The organism is Paenibacillus polymyxa M1 (assembly GCF_000237325.1).
GTDB classification, from domain to species: domain Bacteria; phylum Bacillota; class Bacilli; order Paenibacillales; family Paenibacillaceae; genus Paenibacillus; species Paenibacillus polymyxa_C.
On record NC_017542.1, the window covers coordinates 5306746 to 5329219 of the forward strand.

General features: G+C 39.4%; 23 protein-coding genes. All 23 read right to left on the reverse strand.

Going from position 1 to position 22474, the window contains the following annotated elements; genetic code table 11:
* Nucleotides 1-6: 6 nt before the first annotated feature.
* The 23 genes from PPM_RS23850 to PPM_RS23950 all read right to left on the reverse strand — a co-directional run bounded on the left by PPM_RS23850 (nt 7) and on the right by PPM_RS23950 (nt 22294).
* Nucleotides 7-396, reverse strand: coding sequence for a flagellar protein FlaG (locus PPM_RS23850; protein WP_043886061.1), 390 nt, complete (start codon nt 394-396; stop codon nt 7-9).
* 170 nt (nt 397-566) lie between these two features.
* Nucleotides 567-1805, reverse strand: a complete 1239-nt coding sequence (locus PPM_RS23855; protein WP_016324804.1) for a class I SAM-dependent methyltransferase — start codon at nt 1803-1805, stop codon at nt 567-569.
* Nucleotides 1759-2682: an NAD-dependent epimerase/dehydratase family protein gene (locus PPM_RS23860; protein ID WP_013373378.1), complete on the reverse strand. Its 924-nt coding sequence runs from the start codon at nt 2680-2682 to the stop codon at nt 1759-1761. The genes PPM_RS23855 and PPM_RS23860 overlap by 47 nt, the downstream gene beginning before the upstream one ends.
* Nucleotides 2679-3212: a dTDP-4-dehydrorhamnose 3,5-epimerase gene (rfbC, locus tag PPM_RS23865; RefSeq protein WP_013373379.1), complete on the reverse strand. Its 534-nt coding sequence runs from the start codon at nt 3210-3212 to the stop codon at nt 2679-2681. Before rfbC ends, PPM_RS23860 begins: the two co-directional genes overlap by 4 nt.
* 22 nt (nt 3213-3234) lie before the next feature.
* The gene (locus tag PPM_RS23870) at nt 3235-3969 is read right to left on the reverse strand and encodes a cephalosporin hydroxylase family protein (protein WP_013373380.1); all 735 of its coding nucleotides are present in this window, start codon (nt 3967-3969) and stop codon (nt 3235-3237) included.
* Nucleotides 3970-4123: 154 nt separating this feature from the next.
* Complete coding sequence (locus tag PPM_RS30695; RefSeq protein ID WP_080567886.1) at nt 4124-4372, reverse strand: hypothetical protein; 249 nt, start codon at nt 4370-4372, stop codon at nt 4124-4126.
* 95 nt (nt 4373-4467) lie between these two features.
* On the reverse strand, nt 4468-4596 hold the full coding sequence (locus PPM_RS30700; protein ID WP_414056401.1) for a hypothetical protein: 129 nt from the start codon (nt 4594-4596) through the stop codon (nt 4468-4470).
* Nucleotides 4589-5659, reverse strand: coding sequence for a CDP-glucose 4,6-dehydratase (gene rfbG / locus PPM_RS23875; protein ID WP_013373381.1), 1071 nt, complete (start codon nt 5657-5659; stop codon nt 4589-4591). Before rfbG ends, PPM_RS30700 begins: the two co-directional genes overlap by 8 nt.
* Nucleotides 5659-6432, reverse strand: coding sequence for a glucose-1-phosphate cytidylyltransferase (gene rfbF, locus PPM_RS23880; protein ID WP_013373382.1), 774 nt, complete (start codon nt 6430-6432; stop codon nt 5659-5661). The genes rfbG and rfbF overlap by 1 nt, the downstream gene beginning before the upstream one ends.
* A 53-nt stretch (nt 6433-6485) precedes the next feature.
* Nucleotides 6486-9314 carry a glycosyltransferase gene (locus tag PPM_RS23885; RefSeq protein WP_013373383.1) on the reverse strand — a complete coding sequence of 943 codons (2829 nt, stop codon included), beginning with the start codon at nt 9312-9314 and terminating at the stop codon, nt 6486-6488.
* 32 nt (nt 9315-9346) lie between these two features.
* Nucleotides 9347-11236: a glycosyltransferase gene (locus tag PPM_RS23890; RefSeq protein WP_013373384.1), complete on the reverse strand. Its 1890-nt coding sequence runs from the start codon at nt 11234-11236 to the stop codon at nt 9347-9349.
* A gap of 142 nt (nt 11237-11378) precedes the next feature.
* A complete protein-coding gene (hag, locus tag PPM_RS23895) occupies nt 11379-12206 on the reverse strand; it encodes a flagellin Hag (RefSeq protein ID WP_013373385.1) in 828 nt (275 codons plus the stop codon).
* A 151-nt stretch (nt 12207-12357) separates the two neighbouring features.
* On the reverse strand, nt 12358-12597 hold the full coding sequence (gene csrA / locus PPM_RS23900; RefSeq protein WP_013373386.1) for a carbon storage regulator CsrA: 240 nt from the start codon (nt 12595-12597) through the stop codon (nt 12358-12360).
* Between the two features lie 2 nt (nt 12598-12599).
* The gene (fliW, locus tag PPM_RS23905; RefSeq protein WP_013373387.1) at nt 12600-13052 is read right to left on the reverse strand and encodes a flagellar assembly protein FliW; all 453 of its coding nucleotides are present in this window, start codon (nt 13050-13052) and stop codon (nt 12600-12602) included.
* Between the two features lie 90 nt (nt 13053-13142).
* Nucleotides 13143-13712, reverse strand: a complete 570-nt coding sequence (locus PPM_RS23910; RefSeq protein ID WP_013373388.1) for a DUF6470 family protein — start codon at nt 13710-13712, stop codon at nt 13143-13145.
* A gap of 17 nt (nt 13713-13729) precedes the next feature.
* Complete coding sequence (flgL, locus tag PPM_RS23915) at nt 13730-14650, reverse strand: flagellar hook-associated protein FlgL (RefSeq protein ID WP_013373389.1); 921 nt, start codon at nt 14648-14650, stop codon at nt 13730-13732.
* Nucleotides 14651-14714: 64 nt separating this feature from the next.
* A complete protein-coding gene (flgK, locus tag PPM_RS23920; protein ID WP_013373390.1) occupies nt 14715-16283 on the reverse strand; it encodes a flagellar hook-associated protein FlgK in 1569 nt (522 codons plus the stop codon).
* Nucleotides 16284-16301: 18 nt separating this feature from the next.
* The gene (locus PPM_RS23925; protein ID WP_013373391.1) at nt 16302-16802 is read right to left on the reverse strand and encodes a flagellar protein FlgN; all 501 of its coding nucleotides are present in this window, start codon (nt 16800-16802) and stop codon (nt 16302-16304) included.
* 9 nt (nt 16803-16811) lie between these two features.
* Nucleotides 16812-17087: a flagellar biosynthesis anti-sigma factor FlgM gene (flgM, locus tag PPM_RS23930; RefSeq protein ID WP_013373392.1), complete on the reverse strand. Its 276-nt coding sequence runs from the start codon at nt 17085-17087 to the stop codon at nt 16812-16814.
* Between the two features lie 195 nt (nt 17088-17282).
* Entirely contained in the window at nt 17283-17693 is a 411-nt protein-coding gene (locus PPM_RS23935) for a TIGR03826 family flagellar region protein (protein ID WP_016324805.1), read from the reverse strand.
* Between the two features lie 736 nt (nt 17694-18429).
* Nucleotides 18430-18876 (reverse strand): LysM peptidoglycan-binding domain-containing protein, encoded by a 447-nt coding sequence (locus tag PPM_RS23940; protein ID WP_013373396.1) that lies wholly within the window; start codon nt 18874-18876, stop codon nt 18430-18432.
* Nucleotides 18877-19259: 383 nt separating this feature from the next.
* Nucleotides 19260-20087 carry a ComF family protein gene (locus PPM_RS23945; protein WP_016324806.1) on the reverse strand — a complete coding sequence of 276 codons (828 nt, stop codon included), beginning with the start codon at nt 20085-20087 and terminating at the stop codon, nt 19260-19262.
* 86 nt (nt 20088-20173) lie between these two features.
* Nucleotides 20174-22294, reverse strand: coding sequence for a DEAD/DEAH box helicase (locus PPM_RS23950; RefSeq protein ID WP_013373399.1), 2121 nt, complete (start codon nt 22292-22294; stop codon nt 20174-20176).
* Between the last annotated feature and the right edge of the window lie 180 nt (nt 22295-22474).

Genomic DNA, 22474 nt, shown 5'->3' on the forward strand with positions numbered 1-22474 from the left:
ACCTCCTTACGCTTTTTGGTCTACTAGGATTCCTGCTATTTCCATCATCTTAGCTACTAGGTCCAATGTTTTTTCTGGGGGAATTTCACGTATCAGTTCTCCGCTCTCTTTATTCAGGACTTTCACCATAATTTGGTGTGTCTTTTCATGTACGCTAACTTCTAATGTTGTGGAAGGACCCTGTAGAGCCTTAACTGCTCGATCTATTGCCTTAATTAGCTGTTCCTCACCAAGCGAAATGCTAACTCCTTGCTGTTCAAGCCTACTTAAATCAATCCCGGTTTTTGCTGCCCGCAGAAGCATGCTGCTCTGAGTAACATCTGAATCACTTAGTTGACTTCTCGTACTCGACGTGGAACTTGCCACATTGGTAGAAAGTGAAAACTGTAGATTCATCGTTCATCCTCCGATGGAATTATTTATTATATTTATCGGTTAGTGAGGTTGAAGATTGAATAGGATATCCATTCATACAGAGAAACCATTTTTATGAATTCACTTCCTGTATTCAGGATATATATATAACAATCTCTTAGCAGTCCCCGCTCTTTAAAACTAAAAAAATGTCATACCTGCTGAGTATACCAATTCTCAATATCGACAAGTTTGATTTTAAGTCCTTTTTGTTTAACTACTTTTATAATCTCATCAAGATAATTCGAATTCGTTACTATAATTGTTGACAGTCCCTTATTGCTTAAGCTTTCTATCCCAACTATCTCATGCCCTGTTCCAGGCAAATAATTACCTACTTTATTTGGATTGACATCTATTACACAATCAATAAATTTTAACTCAGGATCAATTAAATTTAACAATGTTACGCCCTTAGCCCCCGCTCCCCAAACAGCAGTTTTTCCTAATTTAGAATATTCAGAAAACTGCTTCAGCGCTCTTCGTTTCCACTCGACTTCGTTTTGGGTAAAATCAATGCTGCTTGTGTCACTACATTCTGAGTAATTTGTATTTTGTGCGTTTCTCGCGCCTTCTACTGGCCTAGCTTCTACCCACATGTATTGACCATTAAAAATATGTTCTATACTTAATACATCAAATCCAGCCAATTCAAATACTTTAGAAATCGAATGTTTATTAAAATAAGAACAATGCTCGTAAAAAAAATCAAACATTATCTTATTATTAAAAATCCAGTCAACACATGGCGTCTCAAAAAACACCCTAGCATTTGGAGAATGTACTAGTGTCTTTCTTAAAGACTTGAGCAATATTAAAGGATCAGGGATATGTTCAATAACATGCCGACACAGAATAGCATCTGCATTAATGTGAATACTCTCTTCATCGTATAGTCTCTTCTCGAATTTTAATCTGCCATTGAGGTCCACCTCAGGTCCAATGTAGCTTGGATCAAATCCATATCCATAATTATCGCCGGCCTCAACTAATTTTTTTAGAAAAAAACCTTTTCCGCAACCAATTTCTACTATATTCATGTTACATACGCCTTTTTTAGTAACAAGCGTATTCACTAGATCATTTAAATAATCATCAAAATAAGAAGAGTATGACTGTGTATTCTCATAAGCACTATTATAAATAACTTTGTTTTCATCAAAGATGCAATTATAAACAAAACCACAATCTATACACCTGACGATCTCTAAATCGCCTTTTGGAATCTGTTTCGCATCTTCCGAGGTATTAATCAACAAATTTTGATATACAGGGATGTTTTTACGAGTTAAAACTGCAGCTATATTTGTTGATTTACATATTGGACAGCTAATATTATCCACCTTACTTGCCCCCATTAAGATTAGATTGCCACCACTGGACAGTTTCATGTAATCCTTCTTCTAAAGTAAATAAAGGATTCCAATCCGTACTTCCTTTCAGCTTCGTTATATCCGCTAAAACAATTTTAGGTTCATCCACTGAAGTTGGGATAGCTCCTAGATGGACTAATTCCTTATGACCAATAATATCAGCAATTTTATAGATAATCTCCGATAGGCGTATTGGCGTGCCTGAACCAATGTTAACAGGGCCACTTACTTCACTGTCTAAGAGCTTCACCACCGCTCGTGCTACATCTTTAACATACAAATAATCACGAATTTGCAATCCGTGGGAACATTTTGCCTTCTCACCATCCAGTAAAGATAAAATCACCGAAGGAACCAAACGTAGTCGATGCTCACGAGGGCCGTATAGATAAAAAATCCGTGCCCATGCACTAGAAATTCCAAAGTGCTGTGAATACGTCATCAGCATTTGGTATAGTGAGTTTTTACTCGATCCGTAGATAGTATTATAATTCAGGGGAGTATCAGACTCTTTACATCCCTCTTGACTTGAATCATATTCGAAGCAAGAGCCCACTCCTACAATTCGTTTACCTCCAGCAACACGAAACCGATCAAATAAAGAAAGACTCGCGCTAACCCACTTAAAGTTCGAAGATGAATTCTGGTAATGCCCTGGTGTAGTGTCCCACGCTAGATGCAGAAGATGCGTGGGTGAAGTGACAATAGAGAAAATTTCATCGATTTGATTATCATCGTGTAAGTTAGCTTTCACCCATGTAACATTACTGGTATTTATTTTGAGATCAACTTTTGATGTAATAGCGTATACTTCATCTCCCGTAATCCCTAATTCATCTATTACATGGCTTCCAATAAATCCATTGGCTCCTGTTACAATTATTTTTTTTTTCATGACCGATACCTGTCACAATTCTGGTCTTTTTCTGACATAATTCTCTTTTCTTCTTCAGGCCATTCTATATTAAATTCAGGATCATCCCATTTTACTCCGCGGGCATATTCCGCTTTATACATCTGGCTCACCTGATAAAAAACCTCCGTATTATCAGACAATGTTTGATAACCATGTGCGAAACCCTTGGGTATGTAGAGCATCTTGTAATTTTTATCTGACAACTCAATAGAAAGCCACTGTTTATAAGTTGGAGAATCTGGCCTCAAATCAACGATAACATCATAAATAGATCCTTTCGTACAACGAACTATTTTCACTTCTTCGTAGGGAGGTGCCTGATAATGTAATCCCCGCAGTGTTCCTTTTTTTTCGTTATAAGAGATATTACATTGAACGAATGAACACTCCAGACCATGTGACTTAAACTCATCTTGGCACCAGGCTCTGGCAAAATGTCCTCGCACATCAGTTAATAGCTCTAATCCGATCAAATACACCCCTGATAATACAGTTTCCGTAAATATCATCCAAATATCCCTCCATTAATCATTAGTCAGATACACATTTCAGATATCCTTCAGGAGCAACGGTTATTAAAAGTTTATCCTCGATATCTCTATCGACAGTGAAACGCTTGTTTTCCTTCAAGAATTGTTTAACAGCACTTTTGGGACTATTACCCGCTCTCCACGGGCGGTCCTTGAAAAAATGATCCGGCATATCTTCAACAATTGTATCTAATACAACTAAATAGCTCCCATTAGTAACTAAAGGGGAAAATACCTCCAACTCTTTAAGAACGTGATCGTGAGTATGGTTAGAATCCAGTATGACCAGAACAGATTTACCTCCTGAAATGAGCTCCTTTACTTGATCCATAACTTCAAAGCTAGTAGAATCGCCCTCAATTAAATAGACATGATTTGCGAATGGATGATTTTCTATTGCTTCCCGATTATGAGACCTAATGTCAATATCTATTCCTATGACTATTCCATTGTTACCAATCAGCCTTTGCATGGATGAATGGAAAATAATTGAACCACCACGTGCAATACCTGTTTCAATAATTACATCAGGTTTTACTTTCCAAATGATTTCTTGCAAAGAAATAATATCTTGAGGAAATTGAATAATAGGCATTCCCAACCATGTAAAATTGTAAGTATAGTTATGTTCAAACTGTTGGAGAATAAAATCACGTGCAGTATTTCTCAACTTTACATCTGTGGCCTGTCGTTTAATGTTCTCTTTTTTCTCTAACTCGAAACGCTCTCTATCCACTGTTCACACATCCCTTTTCATTTATTCAACAATGTGTATATCCGGTATAGGTAAAATCCATTTTACCTCCCCATTCACGAATGAATGAGGTATGTTCTATTATTCATCCTTTAAATTCCACGGCAAAATAAATACATAACTGGTTGGGTTAATTTTAATTTCTCGGGTGAATATACTGGAATTCGTGCACCAGGCAGGCATCATACGCCGCTATAACTTTCCCTTGGTCTTTTAATTCGATAAGGAACTTCGTAATTCGTCTCTTTAACTGTTCAATTTTTTCCTGGAACCCTCTATACATCACAATATTCGTCATTCCAAACTTGGCTTCTTTATCAAGCAGCTCATGAACAGATGCCTGTGTTAGAACACAAGGATTCTCTGAATGCAGTGACTTAGCCAGCTATCTGAGAAACTACTAAAATAGGCATAATCACTGAATATATGTTCAGGGGTTTCAAATTCGTGCACTTGAACTAAAAAACAGTGTTCACAAACTTATGTTCTTAGTGGGTAAACATGCTCCATTTGATCTGTTGATTTAACATACGAATTTGCCATTGGAGAAACTCCAAGATCCAAAAAAACAGTGTTGAGTTCTTCACCACGAAAACGACAGCTATTCATGATGGCTATGCTCCTTTATGATCTCTTCGAAATACGATATTTGATTTAATGTTACTCGACGCATATCCTCACCTTGAATGTAAGCTCGAGTCCAATCCACGACCCAATCTATGCTTGTATCAACAGATAAGAGAGAAGACCATCCCAACTTCAACTTTGCTTTTGAGCAGTCCAATCTTAGATAATTGGCTTCGTGTGGATGGTTACCTTTATCATCATATTGGATATTTAAAGATTCACCCCATGCATTTTCAAACAACCGAAGCAATGTTTCTACTGATACAGCTTCTTGGTCCCCAGGACCGATGTTCCATGAATCACCATACTCTTTACCATCAAACCACATTCTTTCTGCTAATAGTAAGTACCCGTACAGCGGTTCTAAAACATGTTGCCAGGGTCTAACTGAACACGGATTCCGGATAAAGATAATTTTATTACTTACAATTGAGCGGATGATATCAGGCACCAAACGGTCTTCTGCCCAATCTCCTCCCCCTATTACGTTACCAGCACGTACGCTAGCTACTGAAGGTCCGTCGCTAAAAAAGGAGCTTCGATACGAGGTTGTAATTAATTCCGCACAACCTTTACTTGCACTATAGGGATCACTGCCACCGAGTGGTTCGTTCTCCCTATAACCCCATATCCACTCTTTATTTTCATAGCATTTATCGCTCGTAACGTTAATGATAACTCGGAGACTGTCTACTGAACGAGCAGCCTCAAACAAATTGGCAGTTCCTATAATATTGGTTGAGAATGTCTCCAAAGGATCGAGATACGATTTTCGCACTAGAGACTGAGCCGCCATATGAAAGATAATTTCCGGTTCAAACGAACATATGAGTTGCTTCAGTTGGTTAAAGTCCCGAATATCTCCGTATGTTGTTTGCATACCACTTCCTACTTCAGCCTGACTAAATAGATTGGGAGTAGTCAGGGGTTCCATTGAGAACCCCATTACTTCTGCCCCCAGTTTTTGCAACCAGATCGAGATCCAACTCCCTTTAAAACCGGTATGCCCGGTTATCAAAACTTTTTTACCCTTCCAAAATAGCATTACGAATCCCACACTTTCCACGGAGCTTCTTTCTTTCCCCACATCTCCTCGAGCTTTACTTTATCTCTTAATGTATCCATAGGTTGCCAGAAACCAGGATGTTTAAATGCCGATAACTGATTACCTTGGGCGAGCTTCTCTAACGGTCCTGCCTCCCAAATCACGCTATCATCCTTAATAAGACTGAATACTTCTGGTTCCAAGACAAAGTATCCTCCATTTATCCAGCTTCCGTCACCTTGTGGTTTTTCCTCGAAACTAGTTATTCTATTTTCCAATATATCTAATGCTCCAAATCGTCCTGGAGGTTGTACACCCGTTAGAGTAGCTTGTGTTCCTGATCTACGGTGGAAATTAATAAGTTCAGTAATATTGACATTAGAGACCCCATCTCCGTAAGTAAAACAAAAGGTTTCATTGCCTATATATTTTTGTATCCTTTTAAGGCGTCCACCCGTCATTGTTTCAAGTCCGGTATCTACTAATGTTACTCTCCATGGCTCACTATTATTATTGTGAATCTCCATGTTGTTACCTCTCATGTCAAAAGTGACATCAGACATGTGCAAGTAGTAATTGGCGAAATACTCCTTAATCAGATATCCTTTGTAGCCAAGACAAATAACAAAATCATTGATCCCGTAATAGGAATAGATTTTCATAATATGCCAAAGGATCGGGTGGCCGCCAATCTCAATCATAGGTTTTGGCTTTAAATGAGTCTCCTCACTGATTCTGGTTCCATATCCTCCTGCTAGAATAACCGCCTTCATCCTAGTCCACATCCTATCTTGTTGAGAAAATAAATTGATTTGTAGAACTATGCTTACCAGCCGGTAATCTTCCTAAATATATTTGCCGCCCCGTATACATCCGTAACATTAAAATCACTCAGGTCTAAGGTTAGCCCTCCATTGTATGTGAACCCTTTTTGAAACTTCATTGGCGTTTTTCCCGATCTTCCAAAACCAGATTTCTCAATATAATTCTTTACAAACCATTCTTTAAGTCCCTGATCATCTTCTAAGCTGGAGTAAATGATTTGTAGATGTTTTTGAAAATCCTTATCGGTAACATCAAGACTTTCAACACAAATTTGTATCATCTTTTGTCTGTTCAAAATGTAATCTGCACTAAAATCCCCTAATAACTGTTTTACGTTTAGAAAAGATTCAGCAATAGGAGCTACAACGTTAGGTATATCAGGCACAATTTTAAAGCGGGTAGCTCCCAGTTTATTGTTTAGCTTATTAAAATCCTTCTGAATACCCTTGGATTCTTTATCTTTATTCCCATGTAGCACTGCAATTCCATTACTTTTACCAGAAGCGCCTCCTATGCTCATAGGGACGTCTACTGCAATGAAATGCTCCTGTATACATGCCAAAGCGAATCCTGAATAGACATCTGGAATAGTTCCTGCAAATACTGTCCCCGTGATTGTTTTTAGTTTATCAATCAAATCGCGATGAACCACCGCGTTACAGTACAGCATAGGTAAAGAATTATACGGGATATTAAAATCCACAACATTGTTAATTATATCTTTGCTCTTAATTACCGTTCGATTAATGCTTCCTGTTATAGTCTTAGGAATATTAAAATAATTTTCAACACCACCAAGTTTTACATCAGGCCAGCCATAGAAGACGTAGTCCCACTTCAATATTTTCGTATCCAGGGTGTCTAAGAGAATATCTAAGGTACTAAGTGCATGAAGTAGTAAACCATCATCTGAACCCAGTACAATAATGTACTCTCCTTTTGCCTTTGAGATAGCAAAATTAAAATTTTCTGTCATTGCTAACTCTTGTTCGGTCCGAAAATATTTAATTTTATCATTATTGATACTGGCAACCAAATTACAAGTTGAGTCATTACTACTGTTGTCGCTTACCACGATTTCATAATTGTCAAATTCCTGATCAAGACAGGTTTTGAGGGTATATTCTAAAGTCATGTGATTATTTCTGGTTGGAATAACAATACTAAATTTTAGATGTTCCTGGGACATTGTAACCTTTTTGGCGTACTTTCTACTCTCTATAATTCGTCCTTCTTCTATTAAGGAATTCGCCATATTATGATAAAGTGTCGGACTGCTGTTTAAAATATTGTTATTATGATTCAGAAGTTTATCGTATATCATAATAGATTGATTGTAGTACCCATTCTCATAATAGTAATTACCGAGAATATAGTTATACTCGAATAAGTCCCCTTTTTCCAACTCACTTATCATATTTCTAAGTTCCCTAAACCACTTTGCAATATGAAGTAGCCTGCTCTTAAGAAGGTTACTCCGATCATTCCGGATCAAAAACTCTATTTCTGCTTTATCAATTTCTGTAAGTTTAGAATCATTTATAATCGTTTCTGCACATTCATTAATGCGATTTGCTTCTACTGAAGCAAAAATATAGTTTTTGAGAGTAGAAGCCGTCTGCAGTTCATCGTAAGCACGTTTGGCTAATCCGTAAAACTTGTCTGTCTCTGTCCCAGCAAATGTAAGCGCGTATAAAGATGATAGGGTAGGGTTTGGCTTATTCTTCAATAGCCCTTCATATCTCTCTCGAATTATTCCAATTTCAAGATTATCTGCATGCCCATTAATCATCGACAATAACTCTTTACTTTTAGAACTCCATGAATTCAGACTAAGAGCTTTACCTGAGAATATATTATTTTCACGATCGTTCTCAGAGTTGTCGCCATTTTCAATTAAATAAACATTTTTATAAATCCCAAGTCTATTAACCAAGAATGATCCAGCATCGTTGGTCGTTATAATATTGGATTTCTCCAAGAGAACCGCATGATCTTCAATATTATTTTTTTTCTTTATATATAGAGTTTCCAACTCTTCTTCATCAGGACAATCATAAATAATTTTGAAGCTGCCCGTAAGTTTATTTAAAACTGTTGCGTGTGCTGGTAAACAACAAATAATTACTATTTCCTCATCGGATAGATCAATTAAACCTTGAATCATATCCAGATAGTTATCTGAGAGAAATCCGCCATTATGATAGACGGAAATAGGAATATGAACATTCAAAAAACCCAATCGACGCATATTATGTTGACTGTATTTCATCATTTCACTGTTTTCCAAGGTTGGTCTCTCTATAGAGACATCAATAAGCGGTTGAATATACTCCACTTGGAATGCTAATCTCGATAGGGATTGAGCAATCAACTGGGGCCTGTTCATAACCTCACTCCACTCTCGAGAGCCTAAAACGATGAATTTCTTTTCCGTTGTGTCATCCATCATTTTCAACTTCTTTATGGTACTTTTTATACTACTAATCTGTTGGAAATCATCAGTTATTTTCATGACCATCCAATAAAGATTAATTGCTGTACGAAACTCCCCCCTAACCTCGTAAAGATAACCTAGGTTGTATAAAATATCTTTGTTTTTATTATCTAAATCTACACCCTTCCATAGTAAATCCTCCGCTTCGTCATATTTCCCCTCTATAAATAGAATAATGGCTTTCATGCTCCATATATCAGCATCATAAGGGGCAAGGGTTTCAAATTGACGTATAAGATCTTTTGATTGTTCGATTTCTCCGTTGTTTATTAATAATTCTATATTCTCTTTAAATATTTTTTTTTGTTGCTCCATCTCTTTATTATTCGACATAAATTCATCTCCATCGGATCTTAATACTTGCCTTATACCATTGAAAATCCCTTGACCCAAGTAGCTAGAGGGAATTTACGCTTTATCTCTTCCTTTATCACACGCATACCCTGTACATTCTCACTGACTTCATACAGGTCATAGCACCTTTCATATGATGAGTAATCAGGCTTTATCTCCAGCAACTTGTTATAAAATAGTTGGGCATCTTGCAAATAACCCGATTTCAGGCAAATATCTCCTAGCAGACTAACTAAAGAAGAACTATTAGGTTTCTTTTCAAAACACTTCACAAGAATATCAATTGCCACCTCATGAAAACCGTAAGATGTCAAAACCTCGCCTAATTTTTGTTTTATTCTGTCACTTTCGCTTGTTATTAACACCAAGGAAATACTCTCAAATATCTCAAACTCCTGTAAAACTATCAGATGAGAGATTACTTTTAGTATCATCCCCTCCAAATTAGTAGTCATTGACAGTTTGGTTAAATTTCCACCAAAAAGTATACTCTTGAACATTTTTCTTTCATTAACACTTAAATTTAAGATCATTTGAGCAGAATTATACAATCCTTCGTCCTGAAGAATAATTGCAAGAAGAACCACGTCCAATGCATTTTCTTGATCAAGAGGAACTTTACCCCAGTATTGTTTAGACTCCTCATATTTTTTATCAAATAGGAGGGCAACCGCTTTGATTTTAGCTTCAACAGTCAAATTATAAGTAATTAAATATTCATTAAGTAGGGGGTGTCGTAATGAGTACATAGATTCCATAAGCCATCGTAACTCTTCAACATTCGATACATTGTATATATCATTTATATTGAATTTCACATCGTTGAAAGGAATATTACTTTTCAGTATGACATCAAAATAATGATTCAGACCAGGTACAAACAGCTTTTTTTCTTGAATCACTTTAATGATCTCATCATAACTTTTTGCCAGCTCACCTTTTTTATAATAAAGCAGGGATAGATAATAGTGAGCACCGTAACCCCCAGCTCCCTCAGTTACAGTTATTCCCTTATCACCCATTATTAAACATTTCCGAAATGCAAGCTCAGCATCTTTTAAATAATCAGCTTCGAAATAAATTTTACCTTGTGCATAACGCAAATCCACTGTATTTGGAAATATCTCAACTGCATCTTCTAAAACTCTCAAACCTTCCTCATGTTTGCCCAAATAACTCAGGCATGTTGCTATTTTAGTTAAAAGTTCTGGAGCATAAGATTTATCCTTACTGAGTGGGTATGATCTTTGATAGAACTCTATCGCCTTTTTATAGTTACCCAGGGAGTAGTATACGTTTCCTGTGTTAAACAAATTGTAGCCATTTGGATTTTCAGCGACTTCTCTTAACATAATAGGCAGGTTTCTGGATAGCTTATCTTTTTCCGCCACAGTTTCATTCATATAACCAGTATGGAGAATAACAAACTCTGCCATTTCAGTTGAATACTCATAATTCTCGTTCATAGTATCTAGATGCTCGTGTAGACGATTTTTATATTTTAACTGTGGTTTATTTACAAACAATCGAATTGCAGTATGTGTATGCGCCCAACCAAAAGATAGCAAATTTCTGATTCTTGTTAAGTAATAATCATTACCTGACTCGACAACTTTTTTTAAGTCCGCATCCGACTCCAAGTACTCATCTGCATCCAGAACAAGAATATAATCAGATTTAGCATATTCTAAGGAATGATTACGGGCTGCTGCGAAATCATCGTCCCACTGATAGGAATATACTTTCTCTGTATATTTCCTTGCCATTTCCATCGTTGAATCTGTTGAGCCAGTATCTAATATAATGATTTCATCGACTTTGTTTACAACACTACTTAAACATCTATCTAATACTTTCTCTTCATTTTTGACGATCATGCACAAAGAAATAGTTTTGTTCATGGTAAAACTCCTTTTGTAGTAAGTGCCTTATACAACTTTTATCGGCTGTATCTTAAGTATTGATTAGCTTTAAAAAAAGAGTTTTTGCTAACAAAAAAAGGAATCCCATAATTGGGATTCCTTTTTAACACTAGGGAAAAAATTAACGAAGCAATTGCAGAACACCTTGAGGCTGTTGATTGGCTTGAGCCAACATAGCTTGAGCAGCTTGTGCAAGAATGTTGTTCTTCGTTTGGTTCATCATTTCTTTTGCCATATCTACGTCGCGAATACGGGATTCAGCTGCAGATAGGTTTTCAGAAGAAGTATTCAGGTTGTTGATTGTGTGCTCCAGACGGTTTTGGTTCGCACCCAGTTTAGCACGCTCACCAGAAACTGTTTCGATTGCAGCGTTAATTGTGGAGATAGCTGCGTCGGCCGCAGTTTGAGTAGAGATATCGATACCGCTTGTGGCAGATTGTGCAACACCCAAAGTACTGGCATCCATAGAACCAATAGACAAGCTAATGTTTTGACCTGTGTTAGCACCAATGTGGAATACTACACCGGAAGCAGTACCATCCAACAATTTCTTAGTATTGAACTCAGTAGTGCTGGAGATTCTTGTGATCTCTTTGGAGAGTTCATCAACTTCTTTTTGAAGAGCGCCGCGGTCTACAGTAGTGTTAGTATCGTTAGCGGATTGAACAGACAATTCGCGCATACGTTGAAGGATACTGTGAGTTTCGTTCAATGCACCCTCAGCTGTTTGGATCAAGGAGATACCATCTTGAGCATTTTTGGAAGCCATATCCAAACCACGGATTTGACCGCGCATTTTTTCGGAAATTGCCAAACCAGCAGCATCGTCACCAGCACGGTTGATACGCAGACCGGAAGACAGCTTCTCGATAGCTTTGTTAGTGTTGCCTGTGTTGACAGCCAATTGACGGTGAGTGTTCATTGCAGCGATATTGTGATTGATAATCATTTTAAATTTCCTCCCTGAAGGTAAATGTCCCACATCCATGTGGTTTATTGTTGTTACAGCTATCCGTTGAAGTCGGCCGCCCCTCCGCAATAGCTTGTACTATATATATCGACATTCTCGTCGAACTTTTAATAGCATTTTAGGATTTTTTTTATTTTCCGTTGTTTTTATTTATCATCTTGCGCAAAGCATCCAAATTTAGCTGCGAATAGGCAGCAGATTCACGGTTGGACTCTTGAATGGATAAATAGATTTCTTTGCGAAAGATGTCCATCTGTTTGGGTGCTGAAATCCCTATACGGACGGTATCTCCTTCTACTCCGAGCACTGTGACCTCAATGTGATCCTGAATGATAATAGACTCGCCTTTTTTACGCGAAAGCACCAGCATGATTATTCACCTTCCTTTGAACGGATGGTTTCGTCTTCCTTAATAGGTTGCAGTGAATGCTTGGTCAGATAAGAAGACTGGTACAAAACAACCTGCTTGGCTTGCCTATTATCGGGATTGAATACCAAGGGTGCCAATAGATTGATCGTTGAGTTTTCCACCTGCTCCTGTAATGTTAGTATGCTGCGAACGACTAAATTAGATTCAATCTTCAGTTCTTCTGCTTCGCTATCAGGGAGCTCAAACTCATATTCAGGGTAAAAAATAAAAGGATCCACTACAACAAAAGAGAGTTCTTTTTGCTGAAGGGACTGGAGATAGTAAAAGGGTGCCTCATCTTGATCGAGCAACACAAATTCAGTCGTCTCCTCAAATCCCGGAATTCCTTTTTCAAAACGATATATTTCTTTGTCATTAACTTCAATGTCACCCCAAATAGATGTGGATATAATCACTAATATTCCTCCAATATTTAATCAGATCTATACGTTTTATTAAAAAAAGGCTATAGACGGCTTGAATAACCTCTATAACCTTAACTTATTTTACATCATGACATCAATTTCAGGCGGAATATAGGCCACAGATGGATACTGCTGCATATAAATCTCCAGTTTCCCCCGAGTATACTCAATCTCTGGACGATTAACGGTCACATGCATTTCCGATACAGCAGGTGTATATGTAATATCAGGTGCATGCGTTTCAACATGAATATCGACATTATCCATAGATGCCGGACCCCTAAATTCAGAAAGCACATGTGTTTCTGTATCCTCTCCATAAACATTGGCTACAGTATTACCAGGAATGTGAATCGCCGCCATTTGGTTGCCTTGCTCCACTTTATGCGCAATAGCTTGTAAAAAAATCTGCGGCAATCCGGAATAAATTCGATTATTCATCTCAAGGTAATTGCCACCATTATAGGCAGAGAAGGCCGCACTTTGATCTATGGTCAGCTGTGGCTGGTACTGGTGAATTTCCAGTTGAGCTCGTCGTGTCTTTAATTCCATATCAGCCGAGGGCTGTCGAATCGAATACTGCCCAGGGTCTGCGTCAATATGCAGGATAGCCGGAGTTTGCCGGATCTGAAGCATCGGAATAATGGGCATCTCTCCCCCTCCTTAGACTACCTTAAGAAATCAACTAATGATGCGGATATGATCTTCGCTCCCGCTGACAAAGAAGCATTGTAAATATTCTCTTGAATCTTGGAATTCATTAAAAGCTCAGCATAATCCGCATCTTCCGTTTTAGATTGCAAGTCCGTTAAGTTTACTTCCAAATCACTCAAGCGGTTCTGCATCAGCTCAACACGATTAGATTTAGCACCCATTTCTGACTGAACTTTCAGCATTTTATCCATACGTGAATCAATATTAGCAAGTTGATCCCCACTTGTTTTAATATCACCGCTTGCCAGAGATGAAGAGAGCTGATTAAAAATAGTAAACAAATTGTCGGCATCCGCACTCGTTCCTACGACTTCATTGCCAGTAACATTAATGGGTAAAGCTACATTTTCCCCTACTATAAAATTAACATTGCCTGTATCCGTAGCAATGGATGCTGCTCCAGACGTATCATGCGTATTATCAGCGTTCAAAGGAAGGTCATAAGGTTTTTTGTCATAGGTTTGCCCATTAAATATATATTTACCGTTCAATTGGCTGTTTACAACATCAATCATTTGTTCCTTAAGCTGACCAATTTCTTTGTTAATGCTGTCCAACGCAGATTGTGGATTAGTCCCCGTAGAGGCCTGTACTGTAAGTTCACGTACTCTTTGCATAATTTGGCCAGCCTGATCCATGACCGTATCATTAAAGTCAAGCCAAGACACTGCACTATCCACATTCCGTTGGTATTGTTCATTTGAAGACAGTTCAGATCGGTACCTTAAGGAATACGTAATGCCCACAGGATCATCAGAGGGTTTGTTCAACTTACGTCCAGTCGACATCTGGTTCTGCGTATTATTCATACGCTCAGAATTTCGATTTAAATTAAGCAAAAGCTGTGAGCTTAGCATATTGTTAGTAACGCGCATAGTTATATCCCTCCGTAATTAAATATCCAGCTGTATATAAACATCAGATATTTAATCCCAATTCTTATCTTCCTACTACACCTGTGGAGTTAATTAATTTATCTAATAATTGATCGAATGTGGTCATAAACCGAGCAGCGGCACTATAGGCATGCTGAAACTTGATCATATTGGACATTTCTTCATCCAGTGAAACACCGCTCACAGATTGACGCATAGTTTCTACCTGAGATACAAGAGCTGTCGAGTTTTGTGTCTGTCTTGTAGCCTCTTGAGCCTCTATCCCCAACTGACCAACCATAGAACTGAAGAAGCTATCAATAGTAGCTGTATTCCCTGTAGAAACCGAAGTGAAATTGCTTAATTTCAAATTGGACATCAAGGATGCCAATGTATTATTACCCTTAACCAACTCCTCAGTAGGAGCAGTGCCTGTTACCCGAAGGGATGCTGCAATAGCGTTAGGATTATCTACTATAGCAGTGTTTAACGTGATATTGCCTGCTGTTATTGTCCCACCATTATTTGAAGTTACAAAAAAAGGTTTACCTGCAACCATATTACCGTTAGCATCTTTATCTTCTTGGGTATAACCCAGTTGATGCAAACCATTAAGACCTTTAACTGTAACTGTTAAATCCGATTGAAGTGTTCGGTTGGTCCCTGTGTAAGTCACTCCATTCAGTACAGTACCTTCTGGCAAAACTGAGCCTTTAGGTAGCGTTACAGTAATATTACCTGTCGCCAATGTGTTGGCGAGGTTATCCATTTGGGCTGTGTAATCAGCTACAAATCGATCCCTTGAGAAAATCATTCCATGCACTTCGCCACCTTGTAAATCATTAGAGGCAAAAGCTGCTTGTAAAAAAGCGCCGTTAATTCCAGTAGTCGGTTCAAATCCAGTTACTAATGCTTGACCACCCATATTAACATTGTAGCCTTGATCGGTATCAGTCACCGTTACATTAACGATTTTTGAGATTTTATCGACAATCAAATCACGTTGGTCACGTAGATCGTTAGCATTATCGCCCAAACCTTCAATTTTAGTAATCGATTGGTTCAAATCAGCTATGGAGTTTACATAACTTTGTAACTCACTAGACTTAGCCTCCACATTAGAGGTTAAATCCGCAGATAAATTACTCAACTGTTTACTCATATGATTCATTGCATCAGTCAAGGCAAGTGCATTTTCTTTAACAATAGTTCGTGCAGTCACACTTTCTGGGTCTTTACTTAAGTCAGACCAAGATTTATAAAAGTTATCTAGAACCTTCCGAATCCCTGTATCAGACGGCTCATTCATAATCTGTTGTAGCTTATCAAGCGTATTACTACGGATTGTCCAACTACCCAGTTCAGTATTTTCTCCGCGATACTGGCTATCCAAGAACTTTTCACGAATACGTTCAATAGCGTCAAATTCAACACCTGTTCCCAATTGGCCAGGTACATTAGAACGGTTAATACCGTAAGCCTCCATGGGGATGGAAGCCTTCATTTTGACCGTCTGCCGTGTGTAGCCTTCCGTGTTAGCGTTAGCTATGTTGTGTCCTGTTGTATTTAAAGCTGCTGTTTGTGTAAAAAGACTTCTTTTAGCTGTTTCTATGGAATGAAATGTGGATGGCACTCTATTTTCCTCCTCGGCTCAAGCCTTAGTGTCGAACAATCCAGGTCGTGCGTGTTGATTACTCTTCTGATCAGGATGCATATAAGTCATTTCCTGATTAGGACGTCCTACAAGTAGATCCAAAGAGTAATCAATAAACACCAACGATTGCTCGATGAGTTTTTGATTGATTTCATTAATTTCCTTTAATTCTGAAAGAGTGTGGGATAAGCGGCTCTGGACACTGAGGAGTTTGTTCTTATCTTCTGGATCAAAGACAAGGCGCGCCAGCTCGGTTATAGTCAAATTAAGCTGAGACTTAATACCACGTTCACGAAGAAGCTCATACGAAACCTCCATACGAGCTTCTTCCAACTGTTCTACTTGTTTAAGGAGTCTGGATTCCTGGTTCAAATGCTGTACCAGACTATCCATATCATTTTCCATGACAATCTTTTTTTTGCTTTTCGCCAGTTCTAATAAAATAAGATGCTTTTGATCTAGCTGTTCCAGCACACCAATCAAACGCTCTAAAGGCATATCCTTCACCTAGCTTTCGGAAGACTGCTTAAAGAAAGGTAACAGCTTCTCTGCAATTTTATCAGCATCTACACGATAGGTTCCAGAAGCTACTTGCTGCTTAAGCTCCTGAATTTTCTTAACGCGGTCTGCATCACTGCTGCGGTTCAGCATTTCCATTGCTTCTGGAGAAATGGAAACCTCGTCCTTGCGGCGGGATTTCTTTTGCTCCTCCTGGCGTCCTGTTTCAATATTTCGCTGATATGGATTAATAGCTCCGATGCGGTTGGTCTCGTTAATTTTCATAACTTCCACCTTCCTTAGTTATTTGATATGGTCAGAATGTATCAGACGACATAGCGTCGAACATGGTTCGTATTATGCCTTACTTCTTTATTTTGTGCATGGTTGCTAAAATAAAAAAACCGATAAGCTCTATAAAGATTATCGGCGGTATTTGAAACTTTTTGAATAGCTGAATGCGTATTTAATTCCCCTGTACTAGTTTCCGCGAAGTTTATCCATCGCGCTGTAGGTACCTGAGCCCATATTATTACTTTGATCCTGATTACTACTTTCGCGTATGGCCTGATTCAGGTCTTTAGTCAGACGTGTTCGACAAGAATCGCACATATGCCCATCACGAATCGGTATCCCGCATACCTCGCAAGGATACGTCATATTGGGCGCATTAGCAATGGAAATACGTCCCTCACGTATAAATGTCGTGATTTGTTTAACAGAGACACCTGTAGCTTCCGAAAGCTCATGCATATGAACACCTTTATTTTCACGTATATGTTTGACACAGTGCTCGTATTCAACCTCAATTTCTTTAATACAGTTCTGGCAAATCCCTCTGACATTCTTAACAAACAACTTTCCACAGCGAGGACAGTTATCCAAATTCATCCTCTGTAGCGCCCCTTTCCAAGTTCCGGTCTTTAATTACTATTATCCTTACATTAACTTATAGTGAAGAGCCTCGTCTAGCAAATATTCCAAATTTTTTTTTAGTTTTAACACAATTCTACATTTCGTTCGTTATCATAGTAAAAGTTATAAGAGAGGAAGATTAAACGGGTAAAATCTTTCCCATCTCTATGCACATTAATATGCAACAACATAAAGTGTAGAGGCAAATAAGCCCTTCTAATCCAGCCTATTACATGTGAGTATTTATCGTCAAACATCCCTCCTTACTTTAGATAAAAAAATAAAATAAGCGCCATTCCTGTTATTCTCGGGAATAGCGCTTCATTATCATTAAATAGCTATATATGAATATGGTTAAAATGTAGAAATAAAATGAGGGGAAAACCGGGCGAAACAATCCTCAGAAGAATTCATGTTCACCTGTGCCCCGATGCATCAAGAAAATGCTATAAATCCGGGGGATCGGCGTCCATACGAATGCTCCGCACATGGAGTGTGGGTATTCATAAATCTCATACACCTAACATCATTTCAACTTATAACCTATCTGAAATTAAGCAAGATGTACCATTGGAAATTTGCAGCCCAAAAAAACAAGCGATTTTACAAATAATTATTCAAAAAAGCATTGTTTTAATAGAGGCCTTCCCGTATACTATAGTCAAACGCTTGGTTTAATAAATACATTTTATAAAACAGTTTATAATGTTAATTATTTATTTGTATTTGTTTGTGGTACTTGCAGTTCTTGACCAACTTTTACCAAGTTATTGATTTTAACCAGTTCTTCAACAGTTACACCGTATTTTTCAGCAATAGAAGCCAGTGTGTCGCCTTCTTGAACATTTACAGTGATAGTTTTTACAGTTGTTGCTGATTTTGTAGTTGTTGTTTGGTTGTTGTTCTCTGTTGTTGATTGAGTAGGTGTTGTAGTTGTTGCATTTTCAGTAGTTTCAGTTCCAAAAACTTTTGCTTCAAATGCTTTTTGTGCTGCTTCTTGTTGTTGAATCTTCTCCAATTGTTCAGCTCTATCTTTGTTACGTTCCTGCCCGGATGCAGCTAGTGCATCACCAGATGCAAGTGGACTCAACAAAGATACTGCACCTAAACTAACTGCCAACATGCCAGAAACTGCTACTTTTTTCATTACGTTTTTCATGATTTTGTTCTCTCCTCTTTTTAACTTTAAATTTTAATTAACTGCTTTACTACTGAGCGAGACACTCCCAATGTCCGCTCTTTTGTCGTTAGCTGATCACTTATTACCAATCATGTTAGCTATCAACAGATAGAAATTGTACTCCTCTTTTCCAAAAAAATCAACCTCTAAATTGAAATATTCTGATTTCATCCCTCACTTCCTAACTTTTTGTTCGTCTCTATATTTTTATTATATACCTCTCTCTAGCTTGTTGTCAAATTCTGCTGATTGTACGGTTTAAAAGGCTTCTGCTCTATCATTTGATCCTTCTTTCAAAAGAATTATAACCTTTTTTTCATAGTTTCAGGCACAAAATTATGGAATATAATAGAAATTCAGACTCATGATCTCGCGAAGGTTAGGCAAAAGATAGCCAAATGTACTCCTTGTTCTAATGCCATTTCTCTCAAAACGCGTGCACATGCCTGCAATGTACTCCCCGTCGTATAAATATCATCTACAAGCAAAATTGTAACGGAATGCCTATGCTCCGTAGCACGTTGAGATCCGGCTTTTAAAATAAAGGAATTCACCAAATTCACCATATTGGGGATAACGGAAAATGCATTATTCATTGTATTCATGCGTTCATTTTTTGATTTAAAGCTTTGTTTGCCTGTATCTTGCGGGCGAACAAGCAATGGTAGAAAGGGGAGCTTATTTCGCTTTGCAATCTCTTCTGCCAAAATTTCAGCCTGATTAAAGCCTCGCTCCGTCAGCCTCTTTTCACTTACCGGGACACAGGTCACTATATCTACATCCCACAAAGATCGCTTGAAACGATTACAATCATGCCCTGCAAACTCATGTCTCATCGCCTGATAGGCTCGGTTCATGATCTCGCCCAGCAGGGGACCAAACTTTTCATTGCCACGATATTTGAACTGCCCAATCCATTCTCTCACCATCGGCGTATAGCTGGTCGCACTCCGATTGCATATATAGTAACGCGCTAATCGGTCAGGCCTGACGCAATCCGGACAAAACGTCGGGCGTCCACAATGTACACAACGAATGTTGTAAATCCAAGGAATTTGAATCGAACAATGAGTACAAAGCCCAGTAAATTCGGAAAAATGACCTGCGAACTTGCCACAAGCAACACATGTTTGCGACTGACGATGGAATAACCAATTCAAAAACAGACGGGTTCTTGGAATCATCCCCATACCAAAATGCACCTTTCCTGGTAGTTTACGTACCAACATTGTTTCAGGTTTCACATTTCCAAAAAAACTTTTTTTATTTAATGCATTTAGTGCTTCATCACTTTCAGATATCCTTTTTTCCGAGCCAGTGCATTCATGCGTTTAATCTGCTTAATCGCTCTCTTTTGACCGCTAGTCCATTGAGGGGATATAAAAATAACACTACCACATGGATCATCCTTAGATCTTCCCGCGCGACCAGCCATTTGGACAAGGGATGCTTCATCAAAAAGACTGCTGTCCGCGTCTAGTATATACACATCACTTCGTGGAACAGTCACACCCCGCTCCAAAATAGTGGTTGTGACCAGCACACGTATTTCAGTACCTCGAAACAAACGCACCTTAGCGGTTCGTTCTTCATCCTGCGATGAAGTGCCGGCAATAGGTATATCAGGCAATTGTCTAATCAGCAATTCCACAAGACCTTGAATATGTGAGATTCGTGTCACAAACAGAAAGACCTGCGCGCCTCGTTGAATGGATATGTATAGGTGCTGAATAAATGAAGCAGGAAGCTGGCCTTTTTGCAGCCAATGATGCACTGAAGCAGTCCCCAAACGAATGGGGACAGGTAGGGGATGACGATGAAAACGAACGGGAACCTTGGCATGTGGCAGTTGACCACGTGCAGCCTCTTTCTGCAAAGGACGCGGCGGCGTCGCAGACAAAAAAATAAATTTCCCTTCCTGCTTGCATACTGCTTGGGCAGCAAAGGCAAGCATTGGATCATTGTGATAAGGAAATGCATCAATCTCGTCGATTACAACCAAATCAAAGGCCTGGCGATAACGCAACAGCTGATGTGTTGTTGCCAGTGTCAGTTGTCCCCTTTGCCACCGTTCTGCACTCCCTCCATAAAGTGTCACCATACTAACTTGAGGAAAGGCAACTGCCAAGCGAGGTACCAACTCCAATACCACATCTCGGCGTGGTGTTGCTACAAGCGCTGTCCCTCCGCGCTCCAACACATGCTGTAAAAGCGGAAACATCATTTCCGTCTTGCCTGCGCCAGTCACGGCCCAGAGCAGAAAACGTTTGGCCGCAGAATCAGGTAATTGCCGGCCAGCAATCCCCCAAGCACGCTCGCCAGATTTGGACGATGACTGCTCGTTGAGGGCAAGAGTGCTGCCATGCGCAGCGGCAGCACCTAATTCCTGGCGCACACGCATGCTGCGCCGGAATAATTCGCGCGCTCGTTGCCATTGGCCTTCCGAGCGGGAGCATTTTCGCACCCTGCGGGGTGGTGCAGCCAAAAAGCGCAGCGCTACTTCGGCGGCAGCACGTTGTGCAGGACTCAGCCCCCAGCGGTCGAGATTCGCCGCCGGCGTTACCTCTGCCACGCGCGGCATGGCAGGTTTCGCTGTACCGCGAAGCAGCAGCGAGCACTCACGGCTGCGCCCAAGTGTGAGACATGTCTCGCAGTAGGCGCAGGCCTTACGGCCGCACGATGCGCAGCTTGTGCGGTGCACCTTTCCACTGCCACAACGGTTGCAGCGGAGTTCATGTCTACGCGCGGCAGACCAGCGCGCGCGTGGTGCTGGAGCCAGACCAGCAGCAAAGCTGAGTCGGCCTTGCAGATATGCAAGTTGCGCAGCTGAACGCCAAGTATGCTCCAAATCCGGGGCTGCCTCTGCTAGCAGTGCTTCAGCTTCAGGTACGAGCAACTGGCGTCCTGCCAACAAATGAGTCAGCTCGTTCGCTTGTCCTGTTAAACCTTCCATATCCAATCCATCTACTCCCGTAGCGAGCTTCCTGTTTTGAATAGAACGTACAGTTCCTATTGTTTCCCGTCCCTCATTCCCATGTTTAGTGCGAGAAATCCACCCTTGTTGACGGTCCCAAATGCATATATTTTCTACTCCTCCAGATAAGATTCGTTCTCCATTAGAAGACTCAAGAACCAGTTCATTCTTTAGCTGTGAAAGAATATAAGCCCACCATTGCCGATCCCCCCACCGCTCCATTTCTGCTAATCCCTTAAATCTTCCACAAAGGCTTACTCCCCAAGACAAGGGAAGCTCGTCTCCTAGTAACACCCACCTTTCGACAGCATTCTCCTGGTCCTTAACTTTGCGCAACCACCATGTCATATCTACTCGAATATCCACAGATAATCGGAGATTCCATTTCCCTTTATACCTGACTGCATATACTGCAATTTTCATGTTCAATCTCTCCTTTCATTCATTTTTCCTAGTGCTTATCACCCCAGAAAACAGCAAAAAAGCACACTTCCATGGCTGTTAGCCTGAAGTGTGCTTCACATCAAACAGATTTCAACGAAATCCCTACTGTCTTGCATATGCAACTGTCTATAAATATTTATATCTGATTTTAACCACGAT